The sequence below is a fragment of the Cysteiniphilum halobium genome, assembly GCF_003574425.1.
Taxonomy (GTDB): Bacteria; Pseudomonadota; Gammaproteobacteria; order Francisellales; family Francisellaceae; genus Caedibacter; species Caedibacter halobius.
Genome location: NZ_QLIU01000064.1, coordinates 1 through 19,214, shown reverse-complemented (window position 1 = coordinate 19,214; position 19,214 = coordinate 1). Strand labels below are relative to the sequence as shown.

Here is a 19,214-nt window from a genome sequence, read left to right as displayed (position 1 = left end):
TAATAAATTTGTTAAATGATCTCACTTTCAAAGACTCTCTCTTTCCCTTTATAATATAGCTTTACTGTTAAAGGCTTCTGTGACTTCACAATAACTGCAGGAAAACCGTTCTCAATATTTTTTGTATTACAGCTTAGCTTAACTGTATTATCTAGAGCAAAAGGGTAGTTATCTATAGAGAAATAGTTTTCTACTAATTGCACATGCCAATGAATCGTATTTCGTGGAGCATCTGGCTGGACTCCAAACACATTCTCTAATAAAACAGCAATAGGAATAATACCACTCCAACCAACAAAATCTGGCTTTGCGGGTTTTGCAGCCACAATATGTTCAGGAGCATAATTCTCCCATAATGTACCTGTCTGTTTATATATAGAAACAACATTATCCAAATGGTTTTTAGCAATCTCAAAAGCAAGTTTTTGATAATTATACTTCTCTAACCCTTTTAAGGTCATATAATTTGTAGGAGCCCATACCCCACCTTGCCAATAACGTCCATATTCCTGATATTTTGGATGATCATAAGACAGTGACGGGATGCGGTGCGGTCGATTAAATATCGCCGGGTCTTCAAGATAATCGCAAAGCTTTTTTACTCTATCTGCTGGAAAAGTCTCACTAACAAGTCCCCAGTATGCCCCAATTGATTTTACATCATTCAAAGAGCCATTTTTTAATCTATCATAGTAAAAGGCGGTTTTTGAATCATACATATATTGATTAACATATCGCTCTAAGATCTCTGTTTCATCCATAATATCTTCGATCTCTTGCCAACGCTCAATCACTTCACCTATTTTCATTAATATTTTACCCGACAAAATTTGCTGCAAGTTAGTATCCAACCAGCTCATATGCCCATGACTAAAATTCCAATGATACCCTCTTTCCAATCTAGGCTGATTATCCATACCTGTTGCCCAGCCACTGGCATAATAACTACCATCTTTCCAAGTTCTATTATGTTTTAACCACTGATGATAAGCCACTAGTACTGGAAAGATGCTCTCTAAACGTTTAAGGTCATTTGTTTGCTCAAAGTATACCCATTCAGCCCATGGAAATAAGTTAGGCCCTGTACTTACTAAGTCATAACGATGAAATTGATCTGCACCATTTTGTGCTTTGATTTCTCGGCAAATAAATCCATCTGGGTGCTGTTTAGCATAGAAGTTATCAAGAGTTCCCTGAAAGTTAAAGACTCTTCTACCATAAAGTCCAAACATCATCATAAAGGCTGAATCCCACATAAATAGATTGCCGTTGTAAGCCGTATCAATAAAGTTACTAATAAAACCACTTTCCTTAGTCGGCTGACATAAATTAGAGAACGCAATTTCCCACGCTTTATTATAGCACTCTACATACGTTTGATGTCCCTCCCAAAAGATAACTGGCAGCTTTGCTTTAGCTGTTTTAAAATCAGGTAGATCCTGTATATAATATTGATGATTTCGAAATAGGTTTTCACTGACTAAAGGATTGTGAATGTAGGTCGATTTAAACATGGAGTTACATACCTTTCTCTATATATACATATTTGTTCTTATGCGCAGATTTATAATATAAATGAATAAAGCTAAAGAACAGCACAAAGCATGGAATAACCACAAGAGCAAATGCAATTCGATCACTTGTTAAGTACATTAAAACGCCCAGTAATTTTGAAGATACACTATCAAATAATGCAGTAAATATCATGACTAAACTCATCGTAATTGCATGGTATGATTTCCTTTGTGTTATTAACAATGCTGAAATAATAGTCGGATAAATTGGTCCCAGAAAAAAACCAATTGCAACAAGTGCATAGCCATTCCATGGAACTGCTGACCAGGTTGTGATAGCATTTAGCTCGCTAGGCATAGTTTTAACTGCAGTACCAATAAACACAAAGCCTATAAAAAACATGACCATAAAAAAATAGTCCCAGCGAATAAAGCGCAATACAATACCACCAAAAACTCTCCCAATTAATTCCCCAAACATCAGAAGACTTGCTAACTTTGCAGCAAATGCTTGTGTCATGAGAAACTGTCCATGAAAGAAATAAGGCAGCCATGAGCCAACACCTTGTTCTAGTGTTTCACTGCAAAATAATAGTAAGAGAAATAATACACTAGCGCCACTACAAATGATCGGGACAAACATTTTTGCCTGCTGTTTTACTGACACATGCTCCGCATTATCCACTGAAATCTTGGGGAAATCAGTCAGTAACCAAAGTAATAACACCACTAAGCAAATCACCCCTATTAACCAAAAGGCATTCATCCAATGCGCTGGCATTTTGCGAATGAAAACTGAAAACATCCACATACCAGCAACTGACCCTAGGGTGTATATTGCTTCAGCAAAGTTTAAGAAACTTGCATGTTTTTTAGCATCTTTAATCAAAAGCGACACCGAAGAATAAACAGTTACTTTCATGACAACCATAGCAATACCGATTAAAATCAGATACAAGCGTATTGCCCATATTCCATTCCAAATCGGCATTAAAAAAGCAAATACAACCAACACCCCCATACACGCAATAATTGACCTTCTATAGCCATAACGCAACAAGAAACCAAAAATTACGAATGATGCGAGAATTCCTGTAATGTTTTGATAACTCTCTAATGACCCTGCTTCAATAGTTGATATATGAAAATAAGCCGTGGCTTGCATAACATAAATAGGCAACCCGCACGTCAATATACTAAGAGCAATAAAAGTGATAACCAACTTAAGCTTATTGATATTATTCCCCACACAACCCCCTTGCATACTAATGTAACTAAATTACTAAAAAGCAAGCTTCATGCTATCAAATAGCATTGGTCATTCCTATATAATTCTGTTAATTCTTTGTAGATTTGGATTGAGCTATTTTATTAAGCTAACTTGCTTGCAACGCCGTTTGTAAAATCCTAACAAATCAGTATATACTGAAATTACAATTCAATGCTTCTTTAATGTTATGACAATATGAATCATTTTTATGCCGTCCATATTGGGCTTGGCGCTTTTCATCGTGCGCACCAACTTTACTACTTCAATGAGTTGTTAAAAACTACAAATAAAAGTAAAGCATCTCCCACATGGCACTACATTAGCGCAACCATTCGTAGCAATAAAACATTAATTGATCATTTAAATCAACAAAACTGTCGATATACCTTGTTGGAAGAAGACGATAGTCATCTCATCTGCAATCAAATTCACGCACTAGAAAAAGCGCTATTTGCAGGAGAGGGTAAATCTCACGCGTTAATTGACTATATCGCTAATACTTCTACAAAAATTATTACTTACACTGTAACTGAAAAAGGTTATTATGCTAATCTGTCAGATAACACTTTTCAGATAGACCACATTGATATTATTCATGACATAAATAACAAAAAATCACCAAAAACAGCTATTGGGGTCACCGTTTGGGGACTTTATAAACGTTATACAAGTCATCAAAAAGGTATTACCCTCATCAGCTGCGATAACTTGCCTAATAATGGAAAAATACTCAGGCAAGCCATCCTTTCATTTGCGCAAAAAATTAATTCTGAATTTAGCGCCTGGATAAAAACACATTGCACATTTCCCTCATCAATGGTTGATAGGATTGTTCCTGCTGTCACTGATAAAGACCTCAAGAAAGTTCATGCGCACATTGACTATATTGATTTGGTACCAGTCATAACAGAGAAATTCAGTCAATGGGTAATCGAAAATAATTTTGCCAGTGACAAGCCGCCTCTTGAGAGCGTGGGTGTACAATTTGTCGATGATGTTTCTCCATTTGAATCAATGAAACTTACTATGTTAAATGGTGCTCATAGCCTTATTGCATATTTAGGATCACTTGCTGGTTTTAAAACTGTGTGTGATGCAATTAACAACCCTCTTATTTATAATCTCATCCATTATTATATGACAACAGTTGCTGCACCACTTGTGAAAAGGTTACCTAAGGAAGTTTCTCTTATGGAATACCGAAATCAATTGCTTAAGCGTTTTAAAAACCCCCATCTAGCACACCAGACTGAACAAATTGCTGCAGATGGCTCTCAGAAAATTCCTCAAAGATGGCTGCATAACTTGTGCCAACTAATTGATAAGCAACAAAACTATGATTTATATGCTTTAGGTATTGCAGCATGGATTATATTTACTCAAGGGTATGATGATCATGGCAATATACTTATGGTTAATGATCCACTGAAGCATCAATTTGGCTTTTTTGACAATCCATACACCAATGCATACCAGATCGTTGAACACTATTTCGCATTGGACAAAGTTTTCTCCAGCAGTCTTAGAGAAAATATTGCGCTTAAAGAAAAAGTCCTCAACTACATTAAATCTATTAAGCAGCAAGGTACACTAAGTTGTATTCAAGATTTATTGGAAAATATAAGTACAACAAGAGAATTAATTAAGGTGAAACAATGATAGAATCCTGGCGCTGGTATGGACCAGCAGACCCTGTTTCAATAGAGGATATTATGCAAACAGGTGTCAGTGACATTGTAACTGCCCTGCATCATATCCCTAACGGAGAAGTATGGCCAGTGAGTGAGATTAAGAAACGTCAATATGAAGTTTCTCATTCTCAATATCATGGCGCTACCAACCTGCAATGGTCAATAGTAGAATCAGTTCCGGTACATGAAGCAATTAAAAAGGGACTCCCAACACGTAATCAACTCATCGACAATTACTGTCAAAGTATCAAAAATCTAGCAAATTGTGGGATACACTTAATCATCTATAACTTTATGCCCATTTTAGATTGGACTCGCACAGACTTAGCGTTACAACTACCAAATGGTGTAAAGGCGCTCTCTTTTGATGAAAAAGCACTAGCTGCCTTTGATATCCATATTTTAAAGAGATCAAATGCAAAAAAAGATTATAGTCAATGCATTCAAAATAAGGCTCTGGAGTATTACACTTCCTTATCCAATGAGCAAAAAGAGACTTTAACTAAAACTATTATTGCAGGACTTCCAGGAGCAGAAGAAAGCTTTTCAATACAAGACTTTCAAAATGCACTTGATGAATATCACTCTATTTCAAGAGAAGCACTTAAAAAGAATTTATGTTATTTCCTGGAGCGTGTTTTGCCCGTAGCAGAATCAGTTGGGACAAAACTTGCCATCCATCCAGATGATCCTCCTTTTGAAATTTTTGGCCTACCGCGTGTTATTTCTGTTGCTGAAGATTATCGTTGGTTATTTAAAAAACTCCCTTCTAAAGCAAATGGTATTACACTATGTGCCGGCTCTCTTGGTGCCCGCGCAGATAATGACTTACCAGCACTTGCCAAAGAATTTGGAGATCGTATTTATTTTACGCACTTAAGAAATGTACGCTTAAGTAAAGACGATCGCAGCTTTTTCGAAGCAGATCACTTAGATGGTAATACCGATATGTATGCATTAGTCAAAGAAATCCTAAATATAGAAAAACGCTCACACAATATTTATATGCGGCCTGACCATGGACATCAGATGTTAGATGACCTACATAAACAAACCAATCCCGGTTATTCATGTATTGGTCGCTTAAAGGGTCTTGCAGAAGTGCGAGGTGTTGCATATGCTGTGGCAAGAGAACTTGAGAGTAATTGACATGCACAGAAGTTTATTAGTTGTTGGCGAATGCATGCTGGAGTTAAGCGGATCACTTTCATTTCAGCGAAATAGCCAATTAAATTATGGTGGTGACGTCCTTAATACAGCCATATATTATAGTCGGCTAACTTCAAATAAGACTGGCTTTCTTACTGCACTTGGCAATGATGTATTATCAAATAACTTAATTGATAGCTTTCAAAACGAGCATATTGATACGACTTCAATCATTCAAATTCCAAATATGCTACCTGGTTTATATGCGATCCAAACCGATGGTAAAGGCGAAAGGTCATTCTACTATTGGCGTGACAACGCACCTGTAAGATCACTTTTTTTATACACTAAGCCAAAAATGCTTGCGCAACTTTCACAGTCCTATCACGATATTTATTTATCTGGTATTTCTCTTTCACGCTGGGATGCTATACAGCTAAAAGTATTGTCTGACTGGTTATCAGCGCATAAGCAGCTTGGGAATAGGCGTATTATTTTTGATTTAAACTATCGCCCTAAATGCTGGCAAAACCCAAGCGAGACCCATGCTACTTTAGATAAATTTTTACCACTTTGCGATTTGGTCATTACGACTTTTGATGATGAAAAACTTCTTTTTAAAGATAATGATTCATTTGATACATTGAAGCGCTACAAGGCTTATGGCATCAAAGATATTGTTATTAAGCAAGGTCCAATGCCAACACTTTGTTATCATAATAATCAATTACTCTCTATTACTCCTGAGATAATAGTATCACAGCCAGTTGATACCACAGCTGCTGGAGATAGTTTTAATAGTGCGTACCTTGCTGCACTATCTTGCCAATTAGATATTGAGTCCGCATGCAGATTTGCCCAAAGCTTTGCAGCCGAAATTATTCAGCATAAAGGCGCCATTATTGATAAAAGCATTACAAAAAAATACTGCCAACAACTACAAAAATATACCCAAGAGGTCTAATACTATGAATCTTATTGAGACACTCAAAAAGCACTCTATTATCCCTGTTGCATCAATTGAGACATTAGACGCAGCTTATCAATATTTAGAAGAACTCAGAAATAAGCAAATACGTATTGTTGAGTTCACACTTAGATCACAAAACGCACTTCATATTCTAAGAGAGATTGTTAAAGACACATCCTTTTCAGAGTTCACGATTGGTGTTGGCACAATTACCTCTGTAGAGCAAATGAGCATCTGCCACAAAATTGGCGTAAAGTTTCAAGTTTCTCCTGGATTTATTCCTGATCTTTTAAACTATGCCAAGGAGAATAACATTTCCTATTTGCCTGGTGCGATTACTCCGCATGAAATTATGACATTACAGAGCTTTGGCATACACTGCGCTAAATTTTTCCCGGCAGTACCAATGAACGGTCTTGAAGTATTAAAAAGCTATGCAAGCGTATTCCCAAAAATGAAATTTTGCGCCACAGGGGGCATTAATAAACACAATAAGTCAGACTATTTATCACTTGATAATGTTATTGCAATAGGTAGCTCATCTATTTAAAGAATTAATTAAATCCATCTTAATATAAAGGCATTTTATGTTTACAGATATGACACTTTTTCCCTCACAGCAAAGATTGCGTGAGATCGCACTTGGAATTTATCATGACATTAAAGGCTTACCCATTGTAAGTCCTCACGGTCATACTGACCCTAAATGGTTTGCTGAAAATAAACCCTTTAGTAACCCAGTTGAACTCCTTATTAAACCTGATCATTATATTTATCGTATGTTTTATTCCCAAGGGTTAAAATTAGAAGACTTTGGTATTCAACCCAAAGATAATAGCAACTGTGAAACAGACCCTCATGTTATATGGGAAAGTGTTGCAAAGCACTGGTATTTATTTGCAGGCACACAAGTAGGACTTTGGTTTGATGCCCAACTAAAAACAATTTTTGGTATTGATGAAACTCTAACACCTAACAATGCTACTTCAATTTATCAACATATCTACCAATCCTTACAAAAAGATGAGTTCCTACCTCAAGGTATTTGTAAACGCTATAATATTGAAGTAATTGCTACCACTGATAATATCGATGACACACTCTATGACCATCAATTGATTCGTAATAATCCTTTTTCATGTAAAATTATTCCAACATTTCGCCCAGATACTGTTACCAATCCTGAGCTTCACCCAGTTCATCAGAATATTCATAAGCTTGGCGAATCACTTGACTTTGAAATAACTGACTTTAAAGCATTTCTAGATATTCTACGCCAAAGGCGGTTATATTTTAAAGAAAATGGAGCAACAGCAACAGATCATGGTGTAAGTATTCCCCAAAGTTTTGACTTATCAGAGCAACAGGCTGAGAGTTTGTTCCAACGCATTATTCATAATACTGCCGACTGGAATGATAAACGCACTTTCAGCGGACAAATGCTCACTGAAATGGCGAAAATGGCAGCTGATGATGGACTTGTCATGCAGATTCATGCTGGGTGTATGCGTAACCATAATAGATATATTCAGACTAAATTTGGCCATGATAAGGGTTGTGACATTCCTCAAAAATGTGACTATGTTAATGGGCTCTATCCCTTGCTAAACAAAGTGGGAAATGATAAAAATTTTAGGCTTATTCTATTTACAATGGATGAATCTGTTTACTCTAGAGAGCTTGCCCCACTAGCTGGACATTATCCTAGCGTATTTTTAGGCCCACCATGGTGGTTTAATGACTCTCCCGAAGGCATGATGCGTTTTAGGGAGGCAACAACAGAGATCGCTGGTTTTTATAATACAACCGGTTTTATTGACGACACTAGAGCACTTTTATCTATTCCAGTAAGGCATGATATTGCAAGACGAGTTGATAGTCATTACCTTGCAAAGCAAGTAGTCAATGAACGCATATCCTTTAACGATGCTCAGCGCATTGCTACAGATATCACTTATCATCAATCCAAGCGCTTATTTAAGCTTTAAAAGCGCATCCTTTAAACGCGCAACTTAATGCTACAAAGAAAATAAAATTCACTTAATTACATTGCTCGTCAGTAATTTGTAATTTAATTTCAAATTGGATAAAATCAAATAGCTTTGAAAATTTATGGGGAGTCTAAATGTCTTTAAAAGAAGTTAGTAAGCTTAACCGCTATGTTATTTTAATTGTTGCTGTTGCCGCTTTAGGGGGATTATTATTTGGGTTTGACACCTCTATTATTGCAGGTGCTACAACATTTATCCAACAGGATTTCTCTGCTACTAACTGGCAAATCGAATTGATTGTGAGCTTCTGTGTACTGGGCGCTTTCTTTGGCGCCTTATTAAGTGGTCGATTTACAGATAAGTTTGGTCGAAAGCGAGTCATGGTAACGACAGGCATCGTATTTATTCTAGGAACACTTATTGCCGCCTTTCCCATAAGCATTGAAATGATTATTGTAGGGCGTTTTATTCTTGGCTTTGCTATTGGTATTGCATCATACGCAGCACCACTATTTATTGCTGAAGTTGCACCACCTAAAAACAGAGGATCTCTCGTATTATGGAATGGCGCTTTTTTAACCGGAGGGCAAGTACTTGCCTTTATGATTGGGTATGCATTCACCACGACAGGCAATTGGCAAGCTATGATTTTATCCGGCATAATTCCTGCATTTTTACTCTTTGCTGGAATGATCCTTATGCCTTATTCTCCTAAGTGGCTTGTTTCTAAAGGCAAAAAAGAGCAGGCACATAAAACACTTAATAAGATTAGAAATACCGCAGAAGAAGCACTACATGAGCTAAAGCATTTAGAGAATACATTGAATGTTAATAAAGCTAACTTTAAAGCTATTTTTAGCAAAAGAGTAAGGCCTGTTTTATATCTAGGCCTTGGTCTTGGCGTATTCCAACAGTTTTTTGGCATTAATACTGTAATGTATTATGGACCTCACATTATGGCAAGTATTGGCTTTAAGGGCAATGAAACACAAATGTTTATGACTATGGTTCTTGGCATGGTTAATTTCGTCTTTACTGTCGTAACAATTATCTTTATCGATAAACTTGGTAGACGACTTTTTCTATTTATTGGATCTGCTCTAGCCGCAATTAGCTTACTTTTAATGAGCTACTTTTTACATAACGCTACCAGCTCAACCTTAGTGGCATATATGGCGCTTATTTGCTTAATCGTTTATGTTATTGGCTATTGTGTTAGTGTTGGTTCACTCTTTTGGTTAATTATTTCAGAGATTTTCCCACTTGATGTGCGTGGCGCATGCATGAGCTTTGTTACATCCATTCAATGGTTAGCAAACTTTGTTGTTGCAGCTACTTTTTTAACAATTTTAAATGAGCTTGGTGTTTCAACTACTTTTAGTCTATACGCTCTTGTTGCAATTATTTGCTGTGTTATTACATACTTTTTTGTCCCTGAGACAAAAAATATTGAATTAGAAACCATTGAAGACAATCTAAACTCCGGAATAAAACTAAAAAACCTAGGTAATGCCATACAATAAATATAGAACGAGGAAATCATTATGTCAGCCACGTTAACAAAGACTCCAAGTGATAATAGCTTTGGCGAATTTAGAAATTATGAAGATAGCCTATTTCAAGAACGTGTTGAGCGAACCTACCGCATGATGCACGAAAATCAAACACGAGAATATGTTCATAAAATGAAGCAAAAATACTATGCTTTACCTCACCCACAGATGGATGTTTATGAAGTGTTTAAACTCTTAGAGAATGTACATGATGAGAGCGACCCAGACAATGATTTGCCACAAATTGAACATGCTTACCAAACGGCAGAAGCTGTACAAAATAAATTTCTAAAGAGCAATTATCAACTAAAAGACAATATAAGTATCAAAGGTTTATTTCGCTCCCATGAATGGGATAGCCTACCTCAAAAGTATCAAGCATTATATCTTGAAAAGGCTACATTAAATAATCTCTATGCATATATTGAAGATTGGTCATGGCTTCCTCTAACTGGGTTTATCCATGACCTTGGAAAAATTATGACATTAGCAGATTATGGTGCGTTACCTCAATGGTCTGTTGTAGGCGACACATTTCCCGTTGCCTGTCCATTTGAGCCTCAAAATGTATTTTCGCATAAGAACTACTATAAGTCGTCTTCAGATTACCACATATATAATATGACCTCAGATACGCATTTTGGCGCCTATCCAAAATTTTGTGGATTTGATCAAGTCGACATGAGCTTTGGACATGATGAATATATCTATAAGGTAGCTGAAAAGGGAAGTAATCTTCCCGATGAATCCCTTTATATTCTACGTTATCATTCATTCTACCCTTGGCACACACCTCAAACTGGTGGTCATGGCTACCAGATGCTTGCATCCGAAAAAGATTGGCACTTATTACCACTTTTAAAAGCATTTCAAAAAGCAGACTTGTATTCAAAACTTCCTGAGCTTCCACCTAAGGAAGTTTTAGAAGCGAAATATAAAGCGCTCCTAAATAAATATATACCACGGTCTAAAATCTCATGGTAACCTTTTGTATAGAGTTACCAAGTATGTGTCTGACAATCACCTATTCTTAAACTCGAATTTTATCAAAGTGATCTGATATTCAGACCTTCTTTTGTCTTTTAAGTATGCAAAACGCACCATGAAAAATGACTCTGTTATCACTAACTTAATAAATATTCTCTTTTTTAAATAAAAGCTATTGACTCCCAAACGCATCGGCTATAGAATCCCCTCTCGTTAAAGCATTCCCCGATAGCTCAGTCGGTAGAGCAAGTGACTGTTAATCACTGGGTCGGCGGTTCAAGTCCGTCTCGGGGAGCCATCTAAAATAGCTTCTAACTTATATACCCATCATAAACCATTTTACAGAATTTCTTGCCCTGCATTTCCCGCGATTTTATCAAGTTGATCAAAAAGCACCTAGTAACGGCCAATAGAGCATTATTGCCATTGTAATAACAATAATACCTGCTAATTTAAGCCAAATACCCCATGCCATTGCTTGATGAATTTTCACATGATCAGAGTGCACAACCAACGCCATCGCAGGCGTACTAACCGGGAGCATAAATGTTAAACCTGCACTTGTGGCAATGGCAATTGTCACCACCCGAGGATCAATGCCATACTCTACAGATAAAGCTAACCCAATCGGCAAAAGAACGGCAACTGAAGCGGCATTGCTCATAATCTCTGTTAATATAGCCGCTAACACCACAAGCAGAATGAGAATAACCAAAGGAGACTCAATACCCAAGCGCATAATTATTTGTACCATCTCTGCTGCAGCCCCTGTGTTACGTAAGGCGACACTTAAAGCAATTGCGCTACCATACATTAAAACAATGCCCCACTGTACATCCTTTTCAACTTCTTTCCAATTGGTAATCCGTAAGCTAAAAGCAATAATAACACCTAAAAAAGCAATCCAATCTAGCCCCCATGCAGTGCCGTAACACACCCATAGCAAAATCGTAAATAGTACAACGATAAGCGTCAAAACCTCGCGCTTTGTGATCTTGCCAATTTGCTCTTTATGCGCCATTAATGTTTCGCGTGCTAATTGAATATTAGCACCGGTTTTGTGTGCTGCAATTAACACGCAGATGCTTGCTAACGTTAGCATAACAATCACAATAGGAATCACCCATATACTCCATTGAATGAAACCAATATGGCTTGCGTGAGCAAGTTTAGCATTATTAGCAAAGGTATCTTGTAATATTCCCAAGGCTAATGGTGCACGCGCGCCACCTAATAAAGTCGCAGTCCCACCAATCATTGCTCCCCACGCCATAGCCATATAAGCCGCAAAAGCAAAGCGACTTTTTTTACCAACCTTTGCTGCCGTTACAATTTCAAGCACAATTGGCAATAGCATTGCCGCTACTGCATGCTCACTAATAAAAAATGCCATAATACTTGCTAGTACAAAAATCGACATGCACAATCTTTTTGACCCTGTGCCAAACTTAGCGATAATCGTAATCGCAAAGCGCTTGCTTAGTCCTGAACGCATCACCGGACTTGCTAGAATAAAAGCACCTAAGACGAAAAAAATTGCTGAGTTACCAAAGTAACTATAAACATCTTGTGAGAAGATATCACCTGACATCGGTAATAAAAATAGTACAATAATACCCGTAACCGCCAATGGAAAAATATTACTAATCCATAAAAAAGCAGCCACGCAAAATACTGCAAACGCATGCTTTCCAGCTTCGCTAAAATGTCCAAACGGCAAATAAAGTGCAACAAAATAAATAACCACAGCAGCTAAGGTACACAAGAGAATGCTTGGGATAGTGGGTAATTCTATTTCTTTTTGATGCATAGATGATACTCATAAACCACTGTCTATAAACAATAGTTGAGCACAGGAGTTTTTTCCAGCGCTTTTAATGATTTTACATATCTACCCATTTGCAGGGAATTATTACATACGCCTTTTAACAAAGCTTCTGGCTATATAATCAAAAGATAAACTTAATCATCAAGCCAATATCTACAGTATTGTTTTCTGGCTCAATCCATTTATTGGTATTTCCTGAAGCAACTTCTGATGTTTGCACCTTCCAGTATTTAATATACGGACCAATAAGCCATGCCCAGCCACCTTGCTCACGTCCCAAAAGTATATAACCATTGGCGCCCCAGCCTTCACGCTGTTGATTGCTAATCCCTCCATCAATGCCAGAGTATTGAGTACCATGAATCAGCCCATCCAACTCAAGACGTGATTGAATAATAAATTTATTCATGTGCCATGAGATGTCAGCACCTACGGGGATATAAAAATAATTTGAAATACGCAAATATCCTGCTGAGTTATTACTGGAATCATTATGAAGATACCTATAGCCCAAACCAATATAAGGTGTCAGTTTTAACCCTGCTCTTTGCCATGAAAAAACATACCCTAACTTTGGTGTAATACCTAAGATGTAGCTATTATCATTCTCCATCTGAAAGGGCTGACCATTTAAAAGGCGTCCATCATATTTTCCATTGACAAAACCCAGCTGTCCATCGACAATCAAGGTCACTTTATTGCGATCAATATACTGATAATTACCATCCAAACCAAAACTTGGTCCTTTGATACTCATGAGTCCCGGCTCACGATAACTATAATATCCTGCCATAGGTGAGATAGAAAACAATGAACAGCCCACCTTATCAATACCACAAGTTGCATTAACATTTATTGCCATTAATAAAATCGCTGAAAAAGCGATTATCCTTTTTATCATCAGTATTCTCCCTAATTGATAAGCTTACAAACAGTAGTCTAGATGAGATTTTAACTTTTGCACACGAAAACATGCTCGCAAATCAGCTAATGCCTCATTAAAATTGTCATTAATGATAATATAATCATATTCATTGGCATGCGATGCTTCATTTTGTGCATCTTGCATACGCCTTTCAATCACATCTTGTGTGTCTTGCCCACGTTTAACCAAACGCTCATGCAAAGCCTCTAAGCTTGGTGGTAATATAAAAATACTGACACAGTTATTTTTAAAAACCTCTCTGGCTTGTCTTGCACCCTGCCAATCAATCTCTAAGATTACATCTAAGCCTTTTTGTGTTAATGCATTAACAGATGCTTTGGACGTTCCATAGTAATGGTCAAACACCTTGGCATATTCGATAAAATTATCCTCTATAATCATCTGTTCAAATACTTCATTGCTGACAAAATGATAGTGCTGACCATCAATTTCTTGTGGTCGCGCTTGACGCGTCGTATGTGATACACTAACCGCAACATCGTTATTCGTTTCGATAAGTGCTTTTAATAATGATGTCTTTCCGGCACCCGAAGGAGCAGAAACAATGTAAACCGTACCTAACTTGCTCATTGCATCAATGATCCGATAGTTCATTCACTGTATTTGCACCAAGCATTGTCTGCACGTGTGCCATAAACTTTTTGCCCAATAACTTATCACGGGTTGCTAACTCAAAGTTGGCGATAAGAAAACCAAGTTTATCACCACAATCATAACGTGTCCCTTCAAAATTGTGTGCTACAAGTCGTTGTGTTTCAATCAATTTTGCAATTGCATCAGTTAATTGAATTTCACCACCTGCACCCTTAGGAATCGTTTCAAGATAGTCAAAAATTTCTCCTGGCAATATATATCGACCAACCACAGCATTAGTGGACGGTGCTTTCTCAGGTGCTGGCTTTTCAACAATCGCTTCGATACTCTGGTCAGCACGTGTTTTGACAATCCCATAAGACCCCGTGTCTTTCTTTGGCACATTTTGTACCGCAATCACACCACATTTTTGATAATAATATTGATTCATCATTTGTGATAAAGCACCCTGGCCATTAGCATTATCAATCAAATCATCAGCTAATAAGACAGCAAAAGGCTCATTACCAATTAATGGCTTGGCACATAAAACAGCGTGACCTAAACCTAGCGCTTCCTTTTGCCGCACATATGCACAATTAACACCAGAAGGTAAAATATTACGTACCGTTTCCAAAAGCTCAAACTTACCTTTTTGCTCAAGGTTATATTCCAACTCAAAATTCTTATCAAAATGATCTTCTATCGCACGCTTATGTGTACTAGTTACAAATATAAGTTCATTGATGCCCGCTTCAATGGCTTCTTCAACCGCATATTGAATTAAGGGCTTATCAACCACTGTTAGCATTTCTTTTGGCGATGCTTTCGTTGCCGGTAAAAAACGCGTGCCTAACCCTGCAACAGGAAATACCGCTTTTGTAATCTTCATTTATTTCCTCCTTCCTCTAACCGCCAATGGCTTTAACTTTGTCATTAATCCATTGATAGCAGTATTCATTTAATTCATCAACAGCTAAGTCATTTGGTGAAACTGCCTGTCCAAAAGATAGTGTAACAGTGCCTGGCCTAATTAAACCCGCCTTATTTGGCCAGAACTTACCTGAGTTATGCGCCACAGGCACGACCATCGCACCACTTGATTTTGCTAGTGTAATTGCCGTTTTATGAAACTTAGGGTATTTACCAACAGGAACGCGTGTCCCTTCTGGGAATATCACGATACTTAAGCCTGATTTTAGACGCTCTTTACCCATTTGTAGCACTTTCTTAAAGGATTTTAAGCTTTGCTTTCTATTGATTGGAATACTATCAACAGCCTTTAAACCCTGGCCAAAAAGAGGGATCTTTAAAAGTTCTTCTTTTAGCACAAAACACACATTATGCAATAAGCCATGAAACACTATAGTCTCCCATGATGACTGATGTTTGCAAACATAAACACATGGTTCTTTTAAAAGGTTTTCACGACCTTCTGTTCTAACACGTAACCAAAGAAATACCAACAAACCCCAGCGTGTTAATATTGACCATACTTTCGCAGGGATTAAACGCACACTAATTGGCAGTCTTAACACCCCAAGCACAACCGTCAATGTCGCTAGAATAATGGTTAATATTGCAATATAAACAACAAAGACAATTTGCCTTATCCATAATACTCCATACCACAAGCCTTTTATCAGACTCATATCACAGCCTCCACAAACTGCTGTAAATTATCAAACACCATTACGTCCTTTAGTTCATTTTGATGCTTTGCTAAGGTCCTTAAACCTTTACCTGTTTTAACTAAAATAGGCGTACAATTTGCTTTTTTTGCTGCTTGGATATCTTTGAAACTATCACCGACAAAAAACACCTCAGGACTTAATGCAATATTAAGTTTATGACTAATCTCATCAAGCATCCCAGTTTGTGGCTTGCGGCAAGTACAATGCGCATCAGGGATATGCGGACAAAAGGCAATATGCTTGATCGCATCTTTATCTTTAGCTAATAGGTTATATAACTTATCATGCATTCTTGTGAGTGTCTCAAGATCAAAAAGTCCGCGTGCAATACCTGATTGGTTAGTTGCCACCGCCACAGGAATATTTTTTGCTTTAAGTTTCGCAATTGCTTCAATACTACCTAAGATCGGTTGCCACTCATCCACTGATTTTATATAACCATCCGAATCTTCATTAATAACGCCATCACGATCAAGAATAACAAGTTTTGGTGCTATTTGTTTTATTTGCTTTATCATATAAAATATCAGTTACTTAATAAGATATTGACGCTTGTCTTTAACATCACGCCACTGATCTGCATCTTCAGGTGGATCACATTTTTCTGTGATATTATCCCACTCTTGTGATAATTCACGATTAAGCTCAACAAACTCTAACTGATCCTCTGGCAATTCATCCTCTGAATAGATGGCGTTGACAGGGCATTCCGGCTCACACAGTGCGCAATCAATGCACTCATCAGGGTTAATTACCAACATATTTTCACCTTCGTAAAAACAATCAACCGGGCACACCTCAACACAGTCACCAAATTTACATTTAATACAACTTTCCGTTACTACAAATGCCATCTACTTACACCTTTTTAGCTTCTTAAAACGTCAACATTTTATACCCACCACAAACCATTTTACAGCGTTTTTTTGCTTTGGATTTTGCATGCTTTTGATAAACTACTTTGCAACTAGACACCGCAAAATGATTTATATTGGGTATAGCATTTAAGCAAAGTTTTAAAAGTTTTATTCATACTCAACCTTGCAACTTCTGTAAGACATAAGCAAGTTCTTTTGAAATCACAAAATTATTACGCACCAATAAATTAATTGTCTTTGCCTCAAATTGATCTAAAAACCAAAATTTAGTGGCAAAGTCATAAACGGTATTTGCCCGCAAATAAATACTATGTATGCCTTTTTGGAACTCGCGCTCTAGTTTATGCTTTGGTGGCATTTTCACAACAATACTTTGTTTTTGCACATCATATACCGCACAACAGTCTGCATTTAATAAAGTCATTTGCGTTTGATAGTCTCTTACTTGTGCTGGCCTTTGTTGTTTACTTTCTTCGGTAACACGATGATTTTTTGATACTTGCGCCTTTTGCAGTTGCTGCTGCAACAGATAGCTTTGTTCTTTTAATAATTTCTGCTCTTGAATAAGCTGATCAAACTTTGCTTTAGAGCCATAGTAATTAACCTCCAGATGATCATTCTTCTGGCGTAACTTTTTTATCTCATGTTCATATTTATGTACTTTTGCTTTAATTTCTTGATCGATATAAGCTTGCAACTTTTCCTTAAGATTAATTACAATGTCTTTGTGCTCACACAAGGCATAGGATAATAATACCTTATCAATCACAGAGCCTAGACCTTGCACTGTTTTTTCAGGAGATTGCACTAGTTCTTCCTTGGCAACCTTTTCCGCCTTTTTAGCATCTTCTTTATATAAAAGTACTTTATCTGCCACATCAAAAAAAGAATAATGCTTATTAAGTAATTTACGCACCTTGGCAATCGTGATTTCCTGCCCATCGCGTTTTAGCATCCGGCATACTTCATTGACCTGAGATTGACTTAACATAGATTACCTTAAATGCTCTCATCTCTGCGTTTTGTCAATATTTCAACGCCATTTTCAGTAACTGCCAAAGTATGCTCCCATTGTGCTGATAAACTCTTATCTTTGGTTACAGCCGTCCAGCCATCACGCAATACAGTTACTTGCTTCTTACCAGCATTGATCATCGGTTCAATGGTAAATGTCATGCCCGGTTGTAAGATAGTTTGCAAACATTTATGCTCGTGTGTTTGTTTTGACACATAATGCAAAACTTGCGGGTCCTCATGGAAACCTTGGCCAATACCATGACCACAAAACATCTCCACTACAGAGAAATTATGTGATTTGGCATGTTTCTCAATCGCTTGTGCAATATCATGTAAGCGATTGCCAGGTTTGACCTGCTCAATCCCTTTAACAAGACATTCATAAGTTACATCTGTTAGACGCTGCGCCAGTATTGATACTTTTTCGCGTCCACCAACAAAAAACATTTTACTAGTATCACCATGAAAGCCATCTTTAATAACTGTCACATCAATATTTATAATATCACCTGCTTTAAGCTTTTTTTCTGCAGGTATGCCATGGCATACCACGTGATTAATCGAAGTACACACTGATTTCGGAAATCCTCGGTAATTCAAGCACGCAGGAATCGCCTGCTGTTTATTAACAATATAGTCATGACAAATTTGATCGAGTTTTTCCGTTGTTACACCAGGCACAACATACGGCTCAATCATATCTAATACTTCAGCCGCTAAACGACCTGCCACACGCATTTTTTCAATTTGTTCAGGTGTTTTTAAAATTATATTACTCATGAGTTGGATTATATTATCTTTAGCGTAGTAAGCGTCATATTGTACATGTATTGATTGTTACATTTCAATCTAAAGCAAAAAACTAGCATTAATTTTATTATCGTTATGTGAATATATTTTAAGAAAGTCGTATGCCACAAAGCAAAAAGGCTCCCTAAGGAGCCTTTTGAATTGGTATTGTTTTGCGATGTGCCATCGTCTTTCAATGTTGAATAATTTGGCGGTGTCCTACTTTCACATGGCGAATGCCACACTATCATCGGCGTTATTCAGTTTCACTTCTGAGTTCGAAATGGAGTCAGGTGGTACCTAAACACTATTACCGCCAAAATCTTAAGCTTCTTAGAAAGCTCTAACAATCTATCATAGAGTA

The 19,214-nt window shown here is 37.2% G+C and carries 18 protein-coding genes, 1 tRNA gene and 1 rRNA gene; 8 read left to right on the top strand and 12 right to left on the bottom strand.

Going from position 1 to position 19,214, the window contains the following annotated elements:
- Positions 1 to 11: 11 nt before the first annotated feature.
- Both DNK85_RS10100 and DNK85_RS10095 read right to left on the bottom strand, forming a co-directional pair.
- Positions 12 to 1,514: an MGH1-like glycoside hydrolase domain-containing protein gene (locus DNK85_RS10100; protein ID WP_119329442.1), complete on the bottom strand. Its 1,503-nt coding sequence runs from the start codon at positions 1,512 to 1,514 to the stop codon at positions 12 to 14.
- Between the two features lie 4 nt (positions 1,515 to 1,518).
- The gene (locus DNK85_RS10095; protein ID WP_162896670.1) at positions 1,519 to 2,763 is read right to left on the bottom strand and encodes an MFS transporter; all 1,245 of its coding nucleotides are present in this window, start codon (positions 2,761 to 2,763) and stop codon (positions 1,519 to 1,521) included.
- 216 nt (positions 2,764 to 2,979) lie between these two features.
- Here DNK85_RS10095 and DNK85_RS10090 point away from each other — a divergent pair, with 216 nt between their 5' ends.
- The 8 genes from DNK85_RS10090 to DNK85_RS10055 all read left to right on the top strand — a co-directional run bounded on the left by DNK85_RS10090 (position 2,980) and on the right by DNK85_RS10055 (position 11,423).
- Complete coding sequence (locus DNK85_RS10090; protein ID WP_119329440.1) at positions 2,980 to 4,443, top strand: mannitol dehydrogenase family protein; 1,464 nt, start codon at positions 2,980 to 2,982, stop codon at positions 4,441 to 4,443.
- A complete protein-coding gene (gene uxuA / locus DNK85_RS10085) occupies positions 4,440 to 5,624 on the top strand; it encodes a mannonate dehydratase (protein ID WP_119329439.1) in 1,185 nt (394 codons plus the stop codon). The genes DNK85_RS10090 and uxuA overlap by 4 nt, the downstream gene beginning before the upstream one ends.
- A gap of 1 nt (position 5,625) precedes the next feature.
- Positions 5,626 to 6,588 (top strand): sugar kinase, encoded by a 963-nt coding sequence (locus DNK85_RS10080; protein ID WP_119329495.1) that lies wholly within the window; start codon positions 5,626 to 5,628, stop codon positions 6,586 to 6,588.
- A gap of 4 nt (positions 6,589 to 6,592) precedes the next feature.
- On the top strand, positions 6,593 to 7,144 hold the full coding sequence (locus DNK85_RS10075) for a bifunctional 4-hydroxy-2-oxoglutarate aldolase/2-dehydro-3-deoxy-phosphogluconate aldolase (RefSeq protein WP_119329438.1): 552 nt from the start codon (positions 6,593 to 6,595) through the stop codon (positions 7,142 to 7,144).
- 37 nt (positions 7,145 to 7,181) lie between these two features.
- Entirely contained in the window at positions 7,182 to 8,582 is a 1,401-nt protein-coding gene (uxaC, locus tag DNK85_RS10070) for a glucuronate isomerase (protein ID WP_119329437.1), read from the top strand.
- A 137-nt stretch (positions 8,583 to 8,719) separates the two neighbouring features.
- Entirely contained in the window at positions 8,720 to 10,108 is a 1,389-nt protein-coding gene (locus DNK85_RS10065; protein WP_119329436.1) for a sugar porter family MFS transporter, read from the top strand.
- Between the two features lie 21 nt (positions 10,109 to 10,129).
- Positions 10,130 to 11,122 (top strand): inositol oxygenase family protein, encoded by a 993-nt coding sequence (locus DNK85_RS10060; protein ID WP_119329435.1) that lies wholly within the window; start codon positions 10,130 to 10,132, stop codon positions 11,120 to 11,122.
- A gap of 225 nt (positions 11,123 to 11,347) precedes the next feature.
- Positions 11,348 to 11,423 (top strand) — tRNA-Asn (locus tag DNK85_RS10055).
- 87 nt (positions 11,424 to 11,510) lie between these two features.
- On the opposite strand, the gene DNK85_RS10050 is transcribed toward DNK85_RS10055, so the two are convergent.
- From DNK85_RS10050 to rrf, 10 genes are all read right to left on the bottom strand, one after another.
- Positions 11,511 to 12,935 (bottom strand): SLC13 family permease, encoded by a 1,425-nt coding sequence (locus DNK85_RS10050; protein WP_119329434.1) that lies wholly within the window; start codon positions 12,933 to 12,935, stop codon positions 11,511 to 11,513.
- Between the two features lie 139 nt (positions 12,936 to 13,074).
- The gene (locus tag DNK85_RS10045) at positions 13,075 to 13,854 is read right to left on the bottom strand and encodes an autotransporter outer membrane beta-barrel domain-containing protein (protein ID WP_162896669.1); all 780 of its coding nucleotides are present in this window, start codon (positions 13,852 to 13,854) and stop codon (positions 13,075 to 13,077) included.
- Positions 13,855 to 13,878: 24 nt separating this feature from the next.
- Positions 13,879 to 14,469, bottom strand: coding sequence for a guanylate kinase (gmk, locus tag DNK85_RS10040; RefSeq protein WP_119329494.1), 591 nt, complete (start codon positions 14,467 to 14,469; stop codon positions 13,879 to 13,881).
- 4 nt (positions 14,470 to 14,473) lie between these two features.
- Positions 14,474 to 15,364, bottom strand: a complete 891-nt coding sequence (gene galU, locus DNK85_RS10035) for a UTP--glucose-1-phosphate uridylyltransferase GalU (RefSeq protein WP_119329432.1) — start codon at positions 15,362 to 15,364, stop codon at positions 14,474 to 14,476.
- 16 nt (positions 15,365 to 15,380) lie between these two features.
- The gene (locus DNK85_RS10030; RefSeq protein ID WP_119329431.1) at positions 15,381 to 16,124 is read right to left on the bottom strand and encodes a lysophospholipid acyltransferase family protein; all 744 of its coding nucleotides are present in this window, start codon (positions 16,122 to 16,124) and stop codon (positions 15,381 to 15,383) included.
- Positions 16,121 to 16,684, bottom strand: coding sequence for a D-glycero-beta-D-manno-heptose 1,7-bisphosphate 7-phosphatase (gene gmhB, locus DNK85_RS10025; protein WP_119329430.1), 564 nt, complete (start codon positions 16,682 to 16,684; stop codon positions 16,121 to 16,123). The genes DNK85_RS10030 and gmhB overlap by 4 nt, the downstream gene beginning before the upstream one ends.
- Before the next feature lie 12 nt (positions 16,685 to 16,696).
- Complete coding sequence (gene fdxA, locus DNK85_RS10020) at positions 16,697 to 17,020, bottom strand: ferredoxin FdxA (protein WP_119329429.1); 324 nt, start codon at positions 17,018 to 17,020, stop codon at positions 16,697 to 16,699.
- 181 nt (positions 17,021 to 17,201) lie between these two features.
- A complete protein-coding gene (locus DNK85_RS10015; protein WP_162896668.1) occupies positions 17,202 to 18,035 on the bottom strand; it encodes a hypothetical protein in 834 nt (277 codons plus the stop codon).
- Positions 18,036 to 18,043: 8 nt separating this feature from the next.
- The gene (gene map, locus DNK85_RS10010; RefSeq protein ID WP_119329427.1) at positions 18,044 to 18,841 is read right to left on the bottom strand and encodes a type I methionyl aminopeptidase; all 798 of its coding nucleotides are present in this window, start codon (positions 18,839 to 18,841) and stop codon (positions 18,044 to 18,046) included.
- Between the two features lie 215 nt (positions 18,842 to 19,056).
- Positions 19,057 to 19,171: ribosomal RNA gene (gene rrf, locus DNK85_RS10005) — 5S ribosomal RNA — on the bottom strand.
- Positions 19,172 to 19,214 lie beyond the last annotated feature (43 nt).